14 protein-coding genes and 1 pseudogene are annotated in these 18,626 nt (G+C 57.2%); 10 read left to right on the top strand and 5 right to left on the bottom strand.

Annotated features, from left to right (window positions below):
- Positions 1–121 precede the first annotated feature (121 nt).
- A pseudogene (locus tag AC07XF_RS11235) lies at positions 122–598 on the bottom strand (Fic family protein); the annotation flags it as partial.
- On the bottom strand, positions 547–2,361 hold the full coding sequence (locus AC07XF_RS11230) for an ABC transporter transmembrane domain-containing protein (RefSeq protein ID WP_495026539.1): 1,815 nt from the start codon (positions 2,359–2,361) through the stop codon (positions 547–549). The pseudogene AC07XF_RS11235 and the gene AC07XF_RS11230, both read right to left, overlap by 52 nt.
- A gap of 251 nt (positions 2,362–2,612) precedes the next feature.
- Between AC07XF_RS11230 and AC07XF_RS11225 the strand changes: the two genes are divergently transcribed.
- Entirely contained in the window at positions 2,613–2,792 is a 180-nt protein-coding gene (locus tag AC07XF_RS11225; RefSeq protein WP_218428794.1) for a PA1571 family protein, read from the top strand.
- A gap of 153 nt (positions 2,793–2,945) precedes the next feature.
- On the opposite strand, the gene pdxB is transcribed toward AC07XF_RS11225, so the two are convergent.
- On the bottom strand, positions 2,946–4,088 hold the full coding sequence (gene pdxB, locus AC07XF_RS11220; protein WP_495026535.1) for a 4-phosphoerythronate dehydrogenase PdxB: 1,143 nt from the start codon (positions 4,086–4,088) through the stop codon (positions 2,946–2,948).
- 270 nt (positions 4,089–4,358) lie between these two features.
- Between pdxB and AC07XF_RS11215 the strand changes: the two genes are divergently transcribed.
- On the top strand, positions 4,359–5,768 hold the full coding sequence (locus AC07XF_RS11215) for an MATE family efflux transporter (protein WP_495026534.1): 1,410 nt from the start codon (positions 4,359–4,361) through the stop codon (positions 5,766–5,768).
- Positions 5,769–6,033: 265 nt separating this feature from the next.
- On the opposite strand, the gene tusA is transcribed toward AC07XF_RS11215, so the two are convergent.
- Complete coding sequence (gene tusA / locus AC07XF_RS11210; protein WP_007987255.1) at positions 6,034–6,285, bottom strand: sulfurtransferase TusA; 252 nt, start codon at positions 6,283–6,285, stop codon at positions 6,034–6,036.
- A gap of 195 nt (positions 6,286–6,480) precedes the next feature.
- Entirely contained in the window at positions 6,481–7,554 is a 1,074-nt protein-coding gene (gene rlmM / locus AC07XF_RS11205; protein ID WP_495026533.1) for a 23S rRNA (cytidine(2498)-2'-O)-methyltransferase RlmM, read from the bottom strand.
- 222 nt (positions 7,555–7,776) lie between these two features.
- Here rlmM and acnA point away from each other — a divergent pair, with 222 nt between their 5' ends.
- From acnA to AC07XF_RS11165, 8 genes are all read left to right on the top strand, one after another.
- On the top strand, positions 7,777–10,518 hold the full coding sequence (gene acnA / locus AC07XF_RS11200; protein WP_495026532.1) for an aconitate hydratase AcnA: 2,742 nt from the start codon (positions 7,777–7,779) through the stop codon (positions 10,516–10,518).
- Between the two features lie 597 nt (positions 10,519–11,115).
- Positions 11,116–11,907, top strand: coding sequence for a CPBP family intramembrane glutamic endopeptidase (locus tag AC07XF_RS11195; protein WP_495026531.1), 792 nt, complete (start codon positions 11,116–11,118; stop codon positions 11,905–11,907).
- 379 nt (positions 11,908–12,286) lie between these two features.
- Entirely contained in the window at positions 12,287–13,081 is a 795-nt protein-coding gene (locus AC07XF_RS11190) for an ABC transporter permease (protein ID WP_495026530.1), read from the top strand.
- 13 nt (positions 13,082–13,094) lie between these two features.
- Positions 13,095–13,748: an ABC transporter ATP-binding protein gene (locus AC07XF_RS11185; protein WP_495026529.1), complete on the top strand. Its 654-nt coding sequence runs from the start codon at positions 13,095–13,097 to the stop codon at positions 13,746–13,748.
- Between the two features lie 47 nt (positions 13,749–13,795).
- Positions 13,796–14,902: a KpsE/RkpR family capsule polysaccharide export protein gene (locus tag AC07XF_RS11180; protein ID WP_495026528.1), complete on the top strand. Its 1,107-nt coding sequence runs from the start codon at positions 13,796–13,798 to the stop codon at positions 14,900–14,902.
- Between the two features lie 40 nt (positions 14,903–14,942).
- On the top strand, positions 14,943–16,013 hold the full coding sequence (locus tag AC07XF_RS11175; protein ID WP_495026527.1) for a polysaccharide biosynthesis/export family protein: 1,071 nt from the start codon (positions 14,943–14,945) through the stop codon (positions 16,011–16,013).
- A 21-nt stretch (positions 16,014–16,034) separates the two neighbouring features.
- Complete coding sequence (locus AC07XF_RS11170) at positions 16,035–17,015, top strand: glycosyltransferase (RefSeq protein ID WP_495026526.1); 981 nt, start codon at positions 16,035–16,037, stop codon at positions 17,013–17,015.
- Positions 17,012–18,622 (top strand): capsular polysaccharide export protein, LipB/KpsS family, encoded by a 1,611-nt coding sequence (locus AC07XF_RS11165; RefSeq protein WP_495026525.1) that lies wholly within the window; start codon positions 17,012–17,014, stop codon positions 18,620–18,622. The genes AC07XF_RS11170 and AC07XF_RS11165 overlap by 4 nt, the downstream gene beginning before the upstream one ends.
- Positions 18,623–18,626 lie beyond the last annotated feature (4 nt).

Raw genomic sequence — 18,626 nt, 5'->3', positions numbered from 1 at the left:
CCCCCCCCCCCCCCCCCCCCCCCCCCCCCCCCCCCCCCCCCCCCCCCCAGATTGCGTCCAGGGTCTCGTGGGCTCGGCAGCTGCTACGAAGCATCGCGGGCTTTTTTATTGCTCAGAATTTCTACGCTGACTTGAGCCGTTCGGCGACCTGTTTACCAAGCGGGGTCAGGCGATACTTTTGAGCCGGACTATTTGGCGATTCGGGATTGGTCATTTCTACCCATTCGGCCGCCAATGCAGGCTTGAGATAGTTAGCGCGGAAGGTCGCCTTGTGCACCAATCCGATGTCAGCCATCAAATCGCTGATTTTACGCGGACCATTGATATGCAGTGCAGAAAGCAACTTCCCTACTGGGTCGGTTTCGGGCTCACCCAGGACAGCTTCCTCAAGTGCAAGGCTCAGTGCGTGCAACATGAACTCGACGAAAGGCGTTGATTCGGCCAATTGATCGGCAGCCGACAATGCCGCGTAGTAAGCAGCCTGCTGATCCCGAATGACCGCCTCAACCGGCAAATAAGACAATACCGGGCGCCATTGACTGAGTATCAGGGTTTGCCAAAGGCGTCCCATGCGTCCGTTGCCGTCAGCAAAGGGATGGGCCCATCACTGAACTGCAACGCCGCCAAACGCGCATACAACGCATTGCTGGCGATAAGTTCCTGATGCGTGCCCACCGCCACCAGTTTCCCCTGATCCATCACGGCGATTCGGTCGGCGTTTTTCACGGTAGCCAGGCGATGGGCGATCACCAGGGTGGTACGGTTTTTCATCAGACTCGGCAACGCCTGCTGGATCAGGTGCTCGCTCTGGGCGTCGAGGGCGCTGGTGGCTTCGTCGAGGAGCAGGATCGGCGCATCCACCAGCAACGCGCGGGCGATGGCCAAGCGTTGGCGCTGGCCGCCCGACAAGCCGAGACCAGCGTCCCCCAGATGTGTCTGGTAACCGTTGGGCATGGCTTCGATAAAGTCATGGGCGTAAGCGATTTTTGCCGCTTCCTGCACCTCGGCCAACGTCGCCTTCGGATTGCCATAGCGAATGTTTTCTTCAATGCTGCCGAAAAACAGCGCCGGGGTTTGCGATACCAGGGCAAAGCAGCGGCGCAGGTCCAGCGGATCGAGTTGAGTCAATGGCACGCCATCGAGCAGGATGCGCCCCTCGGCCGGGTCGTAAAAACGCAGCAGCAAGTCATACACCGTGGATTTGCCGGCCCCTGATGGCCCGACCAGCGCCAACGTTTCACCGGCATTGACGGTCAGACTCAAGCCGTCGACGGCATAACTTTCCGGCCGCGACGGGTAGGAAAATCGCACATTTTGCAGTTGCAGGTGGCCGTCGACCCGTTCCGGCAAAGTCACCGTGCCTGCGACCGGCGCCAGGATGATGTTTTCCGAACGCAGCAACTCGGCAATCCGTTCGGCCGCGCCGGCTGCCCGCTGCAATTCGCCAATCACTTCGCTCAACGTGCCGAACGCACTGCCGACGATCAGGCTGTAGAACACGAACGCCGCCAGCTCGCCCGTGGAAATTCGCCCGGCCATGACGTCCATGCCGCCGACCCAGAGCATCACCCCGACCGCGCCCAGCACCAACACGATCACCAGGGTAATCAGCCACGCCCGCTGGAAGATGCGTTTGCGCGCCGTATTGAATGCCTCTTCCACGGTCACGGCAAACCGGCGCTCGTCCTGGGTCTGATGGTTGTAGGCCTGCACGGTCTTGATCTGCCCCAGGGTTTCGGACACATAACTGCCGATATCGGCAATCCGGTCCTGGCTCAGGCGCGAGAGGTTACGCACCCGGCGTCCGAAGATCAGGATTGGTGCGATCACCAGGGGCAAGGCAACCACCACGATGCTGGTGAGCTTGGGGTTGGTGATGAACAACAGGACGATCCCGCCGATCACCATCAACAGATTGCGCAAGAACAAGGACAGCGAAGATCCGATGACCGATTGCAGCAGCGTGGTATCGGCGGTCAGGCGGGACTGGATTTCGGAGCTGCGATTGTCTTCGTAAAACCCCGGGTGCAGATAAATCAGGTGATTGAACACGTTGCGCCGGATGTCGGCGACGCAGCGCTCGCCGATCCACGACACCAGGTAAAACCGCACAAACGTACCGACGGCCAACCCCATGACCAGCAACATGAACAGGGCGATGGACTGATTGAGCAGATGCGGTGACTGGGTCATGAACCCCTGGTCCACCAGCAGGCGGATGCCCTGCCCCATGGACAAGGTGATGCCAGCGGTGACGATCAACGCCAGCAAAGCGCCAAAGGCCTGCCAGCGATACGGCGCGATGAAACGACTGGCCAGGCGAGCAGCACGGCGGTGACGGGCAGAAAGCATCGCAATCATCCAGAACAAATCAGTCAATAGGGTCAGCCTACACCGCTCAATGGGGTAGCCCGGTGCAAATCACAATGAGTCAGGTTAATTATGTCCACCAAGACAGGAGGCTAGACGCTATTGATCTAAAGTTCGGCTAGCCACGTGCCGGCATTTCTGCTGGACTGGTTCTGTCCCCCCGGAAAGATCGCAGGACGTTGTCATAGCCCGGTCACCTGGAGGTTCTACAGTAAGCACACAACCTGATGAGGAGACAGGCCATGTCCTTGCAACACAGCAGCGATGACAAGATTCAAGTGATCCGCACGCAACCAGACCAGTCTCTGGGTTGCTCGATTATTGACGAGCAGGGCCGCGAAGTACCGATCACTGAAAAAATGATCCAGAAAGCTTGCCGCGAACTGGAAAAGCGATTGGTCAAACCTGCCGAACAAAAGTGATATAGCCACTGTCTTCTTGACCCGGTCCATTGTTGGCCGGGTTTTTTATGCCTGCGCGCCCATCGCGAGCAAGCTCGCTCCTACAGGGGATTTGTGGGGCATATAGATCCAGTGTGGGAGCGGGCTTGCTCGCGAAGGGGCCGCCACGGCCTATCAGATTGCCGTTGCCCCCAACGCCGCCACAATCCTCTGCAACTCAGGCGAGTCACCTTCAATCCGCACCTGCAACCCGTCGATCTCGCGACGCGACGGGTATTGCTTGCGCAGCCCATCGAATGCCGCACGCTGCTCGCTGACACTGCCGACGAGGCTGCGACGGAAATCCGCATCGTCACGACGCGGGTCATACACGCCACGGCACAGCATGGCCAACGCCCAGGCCGGGTCGCTTTGCGCATTCAGGGTCACGTGCGACAACCAGGGTGCCGGCAGCAAATCGCTCAGGCTGATGCGGGCCGGTTGCCCGAGGAAATCGCAATACGCCTGATAGATCTGCGCCGTCCCCCGCTGCTTGCCGTCGAGGCTGTAACCGGCAATGTGCGGCGTTGCCAGCACGCACAGTTCGGCCAGCGCCACATCGACTTCAGGCTCGCCTTCCCAGACATCGAGCACCGCTTGCAGGTCTTCGCGCTCCAGCAGCACATCGCGCAGTGCCGCGTTGTTCACCACCGGCCCGCGACTGGCGTTGATCAGCCAGGTGCCGGGCTTGAGCTGGTTCAGACGTTTTTCATCGAACAAATGCCAGGTCGATTGCCGACCCTGCTTGGTCAATGGCGTGTGCAGGCTGATGACGTCGCACTCCTCGACGATCTGCTCAAGGCTGACATAGTCACCCCCTTCAGCGGCCTGCCGTGGTGGATCGCACACCAGCACCTTCCAGCCCAGGCCTTGCAGAACCTTGACCAGCCGCCCGCCCACTTCGCCGGCACCGACCACCCCATAGGTACGCCGGGTCAGGTCGGCACCTTCGATTTCGGCCAGGGTCAGCAAACTGCCGAGCACATAGTCGACCACGCCGCGGGCATTGCAGCCCGGTGCGCTGGACCAGGTGATACCGGCCTGCTGAAAGTAATCCAGGTCCAGATGATCGGTGCCGATGGTGCACGTACCGACAAAGCGCACCTTGCTGCCTTCGAGCAGCGCGCGATTGACGTTGGTCACCGAACGCACCAACAGCACATCGGCCTGCTCGACCGTGGCTCGGTCGATGGAACGACCCGGTACCCGGCGGACTTCACCGAAACCTTCGAAGAAGGCATCAAGCAGGGGGATATTTTCGTCGGCAACAATCAGCATGGCAGGCTCCTTTGGCGGATCGGCAGTTTAGGCGTAGATGTGGGTGGTGGGCCAGCGGGCATTGTTCACCTGTACCTGAATGTGGGAGCGGGCTTGCTCGCGAAAGCAGTGTGCCAGGCAACATCAATGGTGACTGACACTCCCCCTTCGCAAGCAAGCCCGCTCCCACAGGTTTTTAATTACAAATCGGTAACACGGGTCTTTTCCTGACTGCCGCGTCAACGCGTAGAATGCGCGCCTGTGTATCAAAACCCTTTGGACGTTTCGCTATTGAATCCTGTAATTGAGAATACCGCCGCCATTGCTCCTGCGCGGACGACACCCGTACGCCTGGAGCTCAAAGGCCTGCTCAGCCTGGCCCTGCCGATCATGATCGCGCAACTGGCCACCACGGCGATGGGCTTTGTCGATGCGGTGATGGCCGGCCGGGTCAGTCCACGGGACCTGGCCTCGGTGGCCCTGGGCAACTCGATCTGGATTCCGGTCTACCTGTTGATGTCCGGCGTCCTGCTGGCAACCACGCCCAAGGTTGCACAACGCTTTGGCGCCGGGCAGTTTGACGAGATCGGCCCGCTGGTACGCCAGGCGCTGTGGCTCGCACTGTGTGTCGGGTTGATCGGCAGTGGCCTGCTGCTCGGCGCCGAGCCAATCCTGCACTGGATGAAAGTCGATCCGCAATTGATCGGGCCGAGCATGGGCTACCTGCACGGTATCGCTTTCGGGTTTCCCGGCATGGCGTTCTATTACGTGCTGCGCTGCTACAGCGATGGCATGGGGCGTACCCGTCCGAGCATGGTCATTGGCTTGTGCGGTCTACTGCTGAACATCCCGTTGAACTATGCGTTGATCTATGGCCATTTCGGCGCACCGGCCCTGGGTGGCGTCGGTTGCGGCTGGGCCAGCGGCATCGTGATGTGGTTCATGGCGTTGAGCATGGCCGGCTGGACGTTCTGGGCCCCGTTTTATGCCCGCACCCGGGTGCTGGTGCGCTTTGACCGGCCGAAATGGGCCGTGATCAAGCGCCTGGTCGGGATTGGCTTGCCGATCGGTATCGCGGTCTTCGCCGAGTCCAGCATCTTCGCGGTCATCGCCCTGTTGATCGGCAGTCTCGGCTCTACCGTAGTGGCCGGCCATCAGATCGCCCTGAACATCAGTTCGTTGCTGTTCATGATTCCCTACTCGCTGGGCATGGCGGTGACCGTACGGGTCGGCCAGGCACTGGGGGCCGGCAATCCTTGGCAGGCGCGCTTCGCGGCGAAGGTCGGGCTCGGTGCAGCGTTGGTGTTTGCGGCGTTCTCCGCCAGCCTGATCCTGTGTCTGCGCGAACCGATCGCCTCGATCTACACGCCTGACCAGAGCGTGATCCAGATTGCGTCGATGTTGATTGTCTATGCCGCGCTGTATCAGTTTTCCGATGCCATCCAGGTGATTTGCGCGGGTGCGTTGCGCGGATACCAGGACACCCGGGTGACGATGATCCTGACTTTATTCGCCTATTGGGGCATCGGCCTGCCGGTCGGCTACGTGCTGGGACTGACCGATTGGTTCGGTCCGGCCAGCGGTCCGAGCGGGCTGTGGGAAGGGCTGATTGCCGGTTTGAGCTGTGCGGCGCTGATGCTGTCGATCCGCCTGACACGCAGTGCGCGTAAACGGATTCGTATCAGCCATTCGATGAGCTAAGCGCACACAAAAAACCTGCACTGGCTAATGCCGATCAGTTAGGCGGTAATGCGATCTGTAGCAGCTGCCGAGCCTGCGTTCGGCTGCATAGCAGCCGTGAGTCCAGCTGACGCGGTCTGCCTGACGTAGCGCAATGACTGATTTTACGACTGCTTCGCAGCCGAACGCAGCCTCGCGGGCTCGGCAGCTGCTACAAAGGGTGCCACGGCTGAAATTGCTTAACTGACTGGCATTACCTGCACAGGCAGGTCTTTTTTTGAGTCCGTCAACCGGACTTCTTGCGGATCCAGTAGAGGTAGGTGCCCGCCTCTTCGTGCTGCGCCACCAGTTCGTGATCGAGAAACACACAGAACTTGGGAATGTCGCGACGGGTCGACGGGTCGGTGGCGATCACTTTGAGCAGGCCGCCGGGCACCAGGTCACGAATGTGCTGGTGCAGCATCATCACCGGCTCGGGGCAGTTGAGGCCCGTGGCGTCGAGGGTGCCGTCTACCGGCGTATCAAGCATTTCACTCATGATTCACTCCTGAAACTGGCCGGCATTGTCGCGCATTGCCGGGTGTTCGGTCACCTGTGGCATAACGCCGCCGTTGCAGGATTAGCACTGTCCTGTGGGAGCGGGCTTGCTCGCGAAGGCGTCGTGTCAGTCGACATCAACGCTACTGACACACCGCTTTCGCGAGCAAGCCCGCTCCCACAGGGGCCGTCGGTGTCAGCGGGACTTGGGTTTCTTCACGTCCAGCCGGCGCAAATGGCAAGTCACTTCCTCGCGGTCGTGGTACAGCTGCTTGCAACCGATCTCGACCTTGATGCCCCGCGCCTTGAAGCCATCGGCAATGCGCTCCAGCAGGCGTTTCACTTCGGCGTAACGCTGTTTCATCGGCAACTTGAGGTTGACCACCGCTTCGCGGCAATGACCTTCACCGATCCACTCTTCCAGCATCGCGGCGTTGCGCGCCGGTTTCTCGACGATGTCGCAGACCATCCAGTCCACCGGCTGCTTGGGCTTGAAGGTGAAACCGTCGGCCATCAAGTGTTGCACCAGCCCTGTATCCATCAGGCTTTCAGCCATCGGGCCGTTGTCGATGGCGGTCACCAGCATGCCACGGTTGACCAGTTGCCAGGTCCAGCCACCGGGAGCGGCCCCCAGATCAACGCCGGTCATGTCTCCATGCAAGCGCTCGTCCCATTGGTCGCGCGGGATGAAGTGGTGCCAGGCCTCCTCCAGCTTCAGCGTCGAGCGGCTCGGCGCCTCCCGTGGAAACTTCAACCGCGGAATGCCCATCGGCCACATGGCCGAATTATTGGACTCGGCCAGGCCCATGAACACTTCGCGACCGCTTTTGAACGTCAGCAGCAAACGCGGCTTGTGCGCGTCGTCCACCAGTTTGCCAGCGGCCATCAGCGCCTTGCGCAGGTGCACTTCGAATTTCTTGCAGAAGTTCGACAGTTCCTTGCCATCGTTGGTGTCGACCATTTCCAGCCACAGGCTGCCACACAGCGGAAAGTCCGCCATATGATCAAGGATCACGCTGATGCGGTCGGTTTCCGGCAGATCTATAAAAATGCCGCGAGCCCATTGGCGCGGAAAGATCAGCTCGGCGAAACGCTGCCCGCGCATCAGACGCTCGGCGCCGTCTTCTTCGGTGCAGACAAATTCGGCGCAAGCTGTTGCCGCTTTGGCCTTGGCATAACCAGCCACGTTCAACCGCGCGGCAAGGTCGGAAATCTCGGAACAGACTTCGCCTTCGAAGCCCGGCCGGCAATGCATGAATAGGGTGTTCATTCTTACTCCTGGGCAGATGGCGAGACATTCAACCACTGCGCGATGCCCAGACTTGCTCTACAGCAAAGCCTGTCACGAAAACCGGCGCATGATAACTGACTTCGGAACCTCGGACTTGCCCATAGAGTCCAGTTATTAGCCAGCTACTTAAAACAGGGCTAGGTTTAAGGCTCTGCCCGTCCCCTCAGTCCGTAGCCGTACGGACTTAAAGGAGTGATCGTAATGCCGTCCCTTAATAGTCTGAAGACACTGAAAACCCTGCAAGTCGGCAACAAGACCTACCACTACTTCAGCCTGCCCGAGGCCGCCAGAAGCCTGGGTGAGCTGGACAAGTTGCCGATGTCGCTGAAGGTATTGCTGGAAAACCTGCTGCGCTGGGAAGACGAAAAAACCGTCACCGGCGCCGACCTCAAGGCGCTGGCCGCGTGGCTCAAGGAGCGTCGCTCCGACCGCGAAATCCAGTACCGCCCGGCGCGGGTGCTGATGCAAGACTTCACCGGCGTACCGGCGGTGGTCGACCTGGCCGCCATGCGCGCGGCAATGGCCAAGGCCGGCGGCAACCCGCAGCGGATCAACCCCTTGTCGCCGGTGGACCTGGTGATCGACCACTCGGTGATGGTCGACAAGTTCGCCAGCAGCAGCGCCTTCGAGCAAAACGTCGACATTGAAATGCAGCGCAATGGCGAGCGTTATGCGTTCCTGCGCTGGGGCCAGAGTGCCTTCGACAACTTCAGCGTGGTGCCGCCGGGCACCGGGATTTGCCACCAGGTGAATCTGGAATACCTCGGCCGCACGGTCTGGACCAAGGACGAGGACGGCCGCACCTACGCCTTTCCCGACACCCTGGTCGGCACCGATTCCCACACCACCATGATCAACGGCCTCGGTGTGCTCGGCTGGGGCGTCGGCGGTATCGAGGCGGAAGCGGCGATGCTCGGGCAACCGGTGTCGATGCTGATTCCGGAAGTCATCGGTTTCAAACTCACCGGCAAGCTCAAGGAAGGCATCACCGCCACCGACCTGGTGCTGACCGTCACGCAGATGCTGCGCAAGAAGGGCGTAGTGGGCAAATTCGTCGAGTTCTACGGCGATGGCCTCGCCGACCTGCCGCTGGCCGACCGCGCGACCATCGCCAACATGGCCCCGGAATACGGCGCCACCTGCGGTTTCTTCCCAGTGGACGACGTCACGCTGGAATACCTGCGCCTGTCCGGCCGCCCCCTCGAAACGGTGCAGTTGGTGGAGGCCTACAGCAAGGCCCAGGGCCTGTGGCGCCTGCCCGGCCAGGAACCGCTGTTCACCGACAGCCTGGCGCTGGACATGGGCCGCGTCGAAGCCAGCCTCGCCGGGCCGAAACGCCCACAAGACCGGGTTTCGCTGCCGAATGTCGCCCAAGCCTTCAGTGACTTCCTCGACCACCAATTCAAACCCACCAGCAAGGAAGAAGGTCGCCTGGAAAGTGAAGGCGGAGGCGGCGTCGCCGTCGGCAATGCCGATCTGGCCGGTGAAGCGGACTACCACCACGAAGGCCAGACCTATCGCCTGAAAAACGGCGCGGTGGTGATTGCCGCGATCACCTCCTGCACCAACACCTCCAACCCGAGCGTGATGATGGCGGCCGGGCTGGTGGCGAAGAAAGCCGTGGAAAAAGGCCTGAAACGCAAACCCTGGGTGAAGAGCTCGCTGGCGCCCGGTTCGAAAGTGGTTACCGACTACTACAAGGCTGCCGGCCTGACCCAATACCTGGATGAATTGGGGTTTGCCCTGGTCGGCTATGGCTGCACCACCTGCATCGGCAACTCCGGACCGCTGTCGGAGCCCATCGAGAAAGCCATCCAGCAAGCCGACCTCACCGTGGCCTCCGTGCTGTCAGGCAACCGCAACTTCGAAGGCCGGGTGCATCCGCTGGTGAAAACCAACTGGCTGGCCTCCCCGCCACTGGTGGTCGCCTATGCGCTGGCCGGCACGGTACGCACCGACCTCAGTCGCGAACCCCTGGGCAATGATCAGGACGGCAAGCCGGTTTATCTGCGGGACATCTGGCCAAGCAGCAAAGAAATTGCCGACGCCGTGAATCAGGTCAACACCGCCATGTTCCACAAGGAATACGCCGAAGTGTTTGCCGGTGACGCGCAATGGCAGGCGATTGAAGTGCCGCAGGCGGCGACCTATGTCTGGCAGGACGACTCGACTTACATCCAGCATCCACCGTTCTTCGATGACATCGGCGGCCCGCCGCCCGTGGTCAAGGATGTCAGTGGCGCCAACATCCTCGCACTGCTCGGCGATTCGGTGACCACCGACCACATCTCCCCGGCCGGCAACATCAAGGCGGACAGCCCGGCCGGGCAATACCTGCGCGACAAAGGCGTGGAGCCGAGGGACTTCAACTCCTACGGCTCACGGCGCGGCAACCACGAAGTGATGATGCGTGGCACCTTCGCCAACATCCGCATACGCAATGAAATGCTCGGCGGTGAAGAAGGCGGCAACACCCGCTACATTCCCACCGGGGAGAAAATGCCGATCTACGACGCCGCCATGCGCTATCAGGCCTCGGGCACGCCGCTGGTGGTGATCGCGGGTCAGGAATACGGCACCGGATCGAGCCGCGACTGGGCAGCCAAAGGCACCAATCTGCTGGGGGTGAAAGCGGTCGTCGCCGAAAGCTTCGAACGGATTCACCGCTCCAACCTGGTGGGCATGGGCGTGTTGCCGTTGCAGTTCAAGCTGGATCAGAACCGCAAGAGCCTGAACCTCAACGGCAGTGAAACCCTGGACATCCTCGGCTTGACCGGCGTCGAGCTGACGCCACGGATGAACCTGACGCTGGTCATCAACCGTGAAAACGGCACCAGCGAGAAAGTCGAAGTACTGTGCCGGATCGATACGCTCAATGAAGTGGAGTACTTCAAATCGGGAGGGATTCTGCACTACGTGTTGCGGCAATTGATTGCCTCATAACCCTGCACTGAGACAAGCACCGCCTTCGGGCTAATGCCGATCGGTCAGGCGAGCCCAGACGCTACGCCTTCCTTGTAGCAGCTGCCGAAGGCGGCGTCCGGCTGCGCAGCAGTCGTAAAGTCAGAGTTCGCGGTAAGTCAGACAGATCGCGCAAGCCGGATTTACGACTGCTGCGCAGCCGGACGCCGCCTTCGGCAGCTGCTACAGGGTATTACCGCCTTCGGGCGGTGTTTTTTTTTGGGGGGGGGTGCCACATCCCTGTGCTCAAAACTCTCGATATCGAAGGGCCGCAACTAGCGCTCGGTATCCCCTTCAATCCTGAAATGCCTTACCCAACCATTAAGCGAAATCACAACAACCATAAAAGCCGCCAGCATCAACAATGTCACAGCAATAACAGGCCAAGTCATCATGCGCATCTCCTGGTTCAGGAAAATCCGGCAGAGCGCCCTTCAAGCAAATGTCAGGCAGTTTTAAACATAGTCACAAGTGCAGTTCTACGCGCCAAGGCACCGCACAACAATTGCTGACTAACGACTATATCTGCCTAAATGCCCCCGACTTTAAGCGAGCCCATTGGAAACAAGGATCCTGTCCATGCCCGTACCGCCCTGGCCGTACCTGACTTTGCTTTCTGCTGGTTATGTCCTGGCACTCACTTATGGACAACTGACCGTCCTGGCGGGCGCGGCAATCATCCTGCTGGTGATCGCAGGTCTGGCAGTGCGGCAACCCAAGTATCGCTACGTCCGTTATCTCGGCCATGCACTGTTCGTCCTTCTGGCACTCGCCTTGGCAGTGCATTGGTGGCCGGGCTTCTACAACGCCAAGATGATCGACCAAGAGCACTTCTCCGAGAACGCCGTGCCCTTTTCGATGAACCTCAATCTGGACAAACCGCTGATTGGCTTCTGGCTGCTCGTGGTCTGTCCATGGATCGTCGGTCGCCAGCCATTGATGCGGACACTCAAGGCCGGCACCGTCGCCTTGTGCCTGACGGCAATGACCACGCTCGGGGCAGCCTGGCTACTGGGGATCGTCGAGTGGTCGCTGAAATGGCCGGACCAGGCTTGGCTGTGGATAAACAACAACCTCTTGCTGGTGACCGTAGTGGAAGAGGCGTTATTTCGCGGCTATGTACAAGGCGGCCTCAGCCGGCGCTGGAAACACTTGCCGTACGGCGGACACCTTGCCTTGCTGACCGCTTCGCTTCTATTCGGGCTGGCCCACTGGGGAGCCGGCTGGGAGTGGGTGGTGCTCGCGAGTGTGGCGGGCACAGGTTATGGATTGGCCTATCGATTCGGCGGACTCGCGGCCGCCATTGCCACCCATTTCGGTTTGAACCTGCTGCACTTCGGATTGTTCACTTATCCGATGTTGGCCGGGTAACAAACCATCGGTTGAAACCCACGCTGAACCCGGTGCCTTTCACGGCACCGGCCACTGAGTTTTGCCGCTGTAATCCGACAAGCGATCCCCGCGCCTCGATGTTAGAAATCAGACAAATAGCCGACACGATTTTGCTGTCGCCATTGACACCACCCAATAAATACAAAGCAAAACCGGATTTTTGATACCAAACATATCCACGTCGACAGTTATCTTTCGTCAGGCACTGCTCGGGAACTTAGCGGCTTGACTACTGTCTCGCGCTGCGTTTAACCTCGCGCCCCACGAATGGAAGCAATCTGCCAACCCCCGGCAGAAAGTCCTCTGAAAATGAATTCAAGCAACGCGCTTTTCGCGTCGTTGTGCTTTGCGGTTAATCATGCTCAAGCCTCGCTCCCCCCTGCAAATCAAGAAATCCGTCATTTTTGCCCTGGTGCTGCGTGAAGCGCGTTCGCGTTTTGGCGACCGGCGCATGGGTGCGAGCTGGACGTTGATTGAACCGATATGCCATCTGCTTATTTTGAGTGTGCTGTTCGGCCTGCTGCGTGGCCGCGCCATGGCCGGCATCGACTTCCCGGTTTTTGTATTGGTAGGCCTCGCGCCCTTCCTGCTGTTTCGCAACACGGCCTTGCGTCTGATGAACAGCCCCAAGGAAAACCGCTCACTGTTTGCCTACAAACAGATCAAGCCTCTCGACACCTATATTGCCCGTGTGCTTGTGGAGTTCTGCATCTCCGCGAGCGCTTACGCCATTCTGGTCTTTGGCTTTGCCTGGTTCGGCTTCGACATGTCCATCAAGTCCCCCATCGAGTGGATGCTGACCATCCTTCTGGGGGTCCTGTTTTCCCTTGGCCTGGGCATGCTGTTGTCATTGATTGCCCATGCCATGCCCAGCAGCGCGCTGTTTCTGCGGATGATGTTCTTCCCGCTGTACTTCCTCTCAGGCGTATTGGTTCCCGCCGCCTACCTGCCTCACGCCATGCTGCCGCTACTGTTGCTCAATCCATTCCTGCATCTGCTGGAACTGATCCGCGCCGAAATCTTCCCGCATTACGTTCCGGTCGATGGCGTCTCGGTGCATTACGTAATCGCGTTCACCCTGGTCTTGCTGTTCGTCTCCCTTGGCACATACCGGGTTCGTCGACTGCATTTGATCTCTACCAAGAACGGCTAACCGCAGGCTTCCCGTGTTCGAGCTCAAAAATATCACCAAGTCTTACCTGACCCCCAAGGGTCGCCGGCACGTTTTCCGCGACCTGTCACTGCAGATTCCGCCGGACAAAAACATCGGCCTGATCGGTCGCAACGGCTCGGGCAAATCGACCCTGATGCGCCTGCTGGGCGGTGCCGACATACCGGACTCCGGCACTGTAGTCACCGACAAGAGCATTTCCTGGCCGGTAGGTTTGTCCGGTGGCCTCCACGGCACCATGACCGGACGCGAAAACATCAAGTTCGTCAGCCGGGTATACGGCGCGGAAGGCGAGGCCATGCGCCAGAAAATCAGCTACGTCGAAGACTTTGCGGAAATTGGCAGCTGGATCGACGAGCCCATCAAAACCTACTCATCCGGCATGCGCTCGCGCCTGGCGTTCGGCCTGAGCATGGCCTTCGACTTCGACTACTACCTGATCGACGAGGTGATGTCGGTCGGTGACGCGCACTTCAAGCGCAAGTGCGCCGACGTGTTCGAAACACGCCTGCAGAAATCCAAGGTCGTGCTGGTTTCCCACAGCATGCCCGAAATCAAAAAGCTCTGTGACGTCGTGCTGCTGGTGCGCGATGGCGGGGTGCAGATCTATGACGATGTCGATGAAGGCATCAAGGCCTACAACACCTGATCGCCTGACCGTGGCGTGACAGTTTCATTTCAAGGATGCGTGTGCATATGAGCAGTACGGGTAAATTCAAGGGCTGGCGCCTGACACTGGGGCTGATCGTGCTGCCGATGGTATTGGCCGCCGTCTACTACAGTTTTTTCGCCGTGGATCGCTATGTCAGCTCCGCGCAAGTGGTTGTACGCCAGGAGGGCAACAACCCTGCGGCCCAGATGCCCGGCCTGGGCATGCTGCTCAGCGGCGCCAACCCGGCCTCCCGCGAAGAAACCCTTTATCTGCGCGAATACATTGTGTCGATGGACATGATGCAATTGCTGGAAGACCGCCTGCACTGGGTCGAGCAATACAGCAAACAACGCAGCGACCCGCTCTTCTGGCTGGCCACCGATACCGAACGCGAAGACCTGCTCGAGTACTACCAGCGCATGGTCTCGGCTCACTACGACGAAACCACCGGCCTGCTGAAAGTTGAAGTACAAGCCTTCAGTCCGGAACTGGCCGAGCAAATGGTCAAGACCATTCTGGAAGCCAGCGAACACTTCGTGAACGAAGTCTCCCACAGCATCGCCCGCGAACAGATGCGCTTCGCCCAGGGCGAACTGGAAGGCGCGAAGAAAAACTACACCAAATGCAAGGAAGAGCTGTTGAGCTTCCAGAACCGCAACAAGGTACTGGACGGTAAAAGCTCGGCCCAAGGCCGCGCCAGCATCATCGACACCCTGGAAGCCGAGCACTCCAAAGAGCGCGCCGTACTCACCCAGATGCTCTACAAGCTTCGCCCGGACTCACCACAGGTCAAGCAGCAACAGCAACGCGTGGACGCTATCCGTGAACAGCTGAATGCGGAAAAACGCCTGCTGGTATCCGCCCCGGATGGCGCCCAGCTCAACGTGGTGGCTTCGCGCTTCCAGCAATTGACCCTGGACGCCGGCATCGCCGAAGAAACCTACAAGACCGCCGTGGCCGCACTGGACAATGCGCGTATTGAAGCCAGCAAGAAGATTCGCACCCTCGTCACCGTGGTCAGCCCGAACGCGCCGCAAATGGCCCTGTACCCGGAACGCCTCTACAACCTCGCAACCATCTTCCTGGCACTGCTGCTGCTCTACGGCATCACTCGCTTCCTAATTGCATCGATCGAGGATCATCGTGATTAAATCCATTTCTGGCCTGCCCCTTCGCCCCCTGAACTTGAGCATGCGAAACAGTGCTGTCGCGGGTTTGATGCTGGTGACCTTGACGCTGGCAGGTTGCAGCGGAACGCTGTCCGGTGCCGGCCCCTACAAAGGCGACATCGAAAGCAAAAGCCAAAGCACTGCGTATGACCTGGTGGACATCAACGCCAATACCATCGAGCCGTTCATGCGCCCGGCCGCCAAACCGGCCAAGGCCAAGATCACCAGCCCTCTGGCGCAAAGCGTGCGCCTGATGGGTGGTGACGTGATCAACGTGCTGATCACCGACAACGCCCCGGAAGGCAGCGGCCTGTTCGCCCCGCTCTCGACGGGCGGCACCCAGCTCAAAGTGCGCATCGACGACAAGGGGATGATCTCCCTGCCGTATGTTGGCCATCAATTCGTGGCCGGCATGACGTTGATTCAAGTCGAAGACATGATTCGCCAGAAGCTCAAGGGCGTGACCACCGATGTGCAAGCGCACGTTGATCTGGTTGGCGACCTGTCCGGCTCGGTGCTGGTCGCAGGCGCAGTCAAGACCCCCGGCCGCTTCTCCACCCTGCAAGGCCCGCTGACCCTGCTGGACGCCATCAACCAGGCCGGCGGCCCGGTGATGGAGCCGCACCTGGTCAACGTTACCGTGCGCAATGGCGCACAAGCCAACACCTACAACTACGAAGACGTCCTGGCCGGTAACAACTTCGTTCTGAATCCAAATTCGGAAGTGGTGCTGGACCGTGCGCGCCAACGCTTTGTGGCGATGGGGGCTGTGGGCGAACCTGGGTTGCATGATTTGCCAGCACAAAACGCCAGTCTCCTGGACGCGCTGGGCTCCGTCGGCGGGCTGAAAGAAGCGAATGCAAATCCACAGGGCGTGTTTGTGTTCCGGATGGGTGAAGGTGCAACAAAACCCACCGTTATGCGAATTGATATGCGTGATCCGGCGGCAATCTTTTATGCCCGTCAGGTCATGCTCAAACCCGACGATACGATTTATATAACTAACGCTGCAGTATATGAGTGGCAAAAAATTATTGGCCCGATTGTACAAACTTTGGTGCTCGGCAGAACCATCGATAGTCTTCAGCGGTAAACATCGGGTATAGGCATAAAAATGACTATCATAGTAAATCACGTTCTATCAAATAATGTTCATAGCGGAATTTTCGAGGATATCTTCGCCTATTTCTCTCGCTACACTGAACAATATGCAACTCACATACCCAGCGAAAAGCCAGTCGTTGGCGCCCATGTACGTCATTATCATAGACCGCACCTCGAAGTACGACTGATCAAACCTTGCGTTGTAACAGTCCATCATGATCTAAATGATCCTGACAGTTGGCTGCCGCTGCAAGTTTTCATTGATCGCTACAAAGAAGCTGATGTCGTCATCTGCTTGAATACTCTGCAGCAAAAAAAACTCGCGGAGTGTGGAGTTCTCAATACTGTTGTAATACCGCACGGCTACAATCACAGCCTGATTGATAACGCGAGACAACTAGGCAGACTGGAAAAAAAGAAATTCAAAGTCGCAGTCGTATCCAAACGCTATGCAAGAAAGGTAAAAGGAGAGGCCTATTTATTTGAATTGGCCAAACGCCTAGATTCGGACAATATCGAATTTTTATTGGTAGGCGACGGAAGATCAGAAGAAGGTAGAGTCCTTAGAGCACTAGGTTTTGATACTGAAGTGTATGAACGACTGCCTTACCCTGCGCTGATCGATGCTTACCGTAGCGTAAACGCCTTGCTCATGACCAGTTACTTTGAAGGTGGCCCAGCAAACATTCCTGAAGCGGCCGCAATGGGAGTTCCAATCCTGGCGAACCCGATAGGAATGGTCCCAGATCTAATCAAGCACGATATGCATGGGATTTATCTTGAGATGGAACCTGAAACAGACGCAATCATGCTTAATGATCTCGCTGAACCTGGAAACCTACGATATAAGAAATTATTTGAATCCAGCCAACACCCTAGCGAAAACCTTATTACTTGGCAGGATTCGATTAATCTCAACATGAAAGAGCACCTTGGCTTAATCAAAGGAAGCCAAGACTCAATCAACAAAGTACTTGAGCTATTCGCATGAGCAAATTTTTCATTGCTGACCCTCTACATATCAACAAAAGAAATTTTGGAAGCTTCTACGAATATCTGGAAGACTCAAAAGCGAACGCGATCTTTAACGAAGAACGTCAAGACTGGCTGAGCGTATTCGGGGACTATTCCGAACATCAAGAGCTTTTGATTGAGGAGTACAGTCATCTACGCTCGCTCTCACAGAACGAGCTTTTTGAGATATCCGTACTTGAAGTAAACATTTTCAAAGTCTCGAGAGCCGAAATTCTTTCATTGCTGATAACAAAAGAGAGTTTCTGGAATAAGCCTATCCCGACCTCTCGTAGAGAACTATTCGACCACATTTTCGAAACCGAACCAGACGTCTTGCTTTGGAATATGGCGGCAGCCATTCAATGGGTAAACCATTGGTCCCCAGTTATAAAACAGCACAACCCAAAATTTGTTCTGGTTTTTTCTGGAAGCTTGATATACGCACGATCACTGCTTGAACTACTGAAGAACAGAGCACCTCGTGCCTTTGTACTGGAAAGTTTTTTCACGGGCAGTGATAACTATATCGAAGAAAAATACGAACCAATTGCCAACAATTCAAACCTTAAACTCAAGGCCTACTACCGCTCATTAGGATCAGATGAGTCGCCTACAGAGCGTGATCGCAGCAGAAACAAAGCAATTAATAAAATTCTGAGCGGCGCCAATAAAAACGTTACTCAGCCTCCGGAAAACACAACAAAGCTGTTCTGCAACAGCAAAAAAACAATACTTATCACTGGCCAAGTACTAAATGACTTTTCCCTACTTGAATATAAAGACCTCGGTTTAAATTCGTTAAATTTCTATAAAGAAATTATCCAGAAAATCCTGGACGAAACCGAATTCAACATTATATTTAAAGCACACCCTTGGGAAAGAAAAAAGAAAAACATCAAAACCTCGTTGACTTTTGATGCTCTAGCATCTCACTTTGAAACCGACGAAAAAAACTACAACAGCAGCAAACGCTTACTGCTCTTGGAAAGCTACAACATAAAATCCTTATTCAAACAAACCGAATATGTACTAGGCCTAAACTCGCAGGCGCTTTTGGAAGCTGCTTTTGAAGGTTTTCAACCTATTCAGTTTGCAAACGCTTTCTATGGAAAACTTGGCTTCACATCGGACTACTCCCCCGAAACCATAGAGCTTTTCATCAAGGACCTAACAAGCGGAAAGCTGCAAAGCAGACTTGGTCTCGCTCAGTATAAATCTTACGAAGAATTCATTACCAAAGCATTGCAGTTCTCGCTAGTTTCTGCATTCCCATCCGGGAAGACCATGCTGAGAACAATATTTCATTTAACACCACCTATTCCGCTAATTAAGTCAGAACCACAAAAAAACGAAGCACTCACAACTCCGGCAACCCCTGTTAAAACACCGAATCCAACGAAAAAAGCCCCAGAACCATTAGAATCCGCGGCCACACCTGTGCCCTTGAGTAAAAAACTGGCACAACAAAAACGTGGAAAAAAGATGGAAAAATTCCTTAGAACGCCAAAAAAATTCTTCTTGGATTCAAAAAACCCAAGAGTCAGATGGCTTCACATTTTCTTCCCTAAAAACGCTTCAAAATAAGCAT

The sequence above is a fragment of the Pseudomonas sp. GW821-FHT01C01 genome (assembly GCF_059422645.1).
The sequence above is the reverse complement of the archived record's forward strand: the minus strand, read 5'-3'. Positions and strand labels throughout refer to the sequence as shown.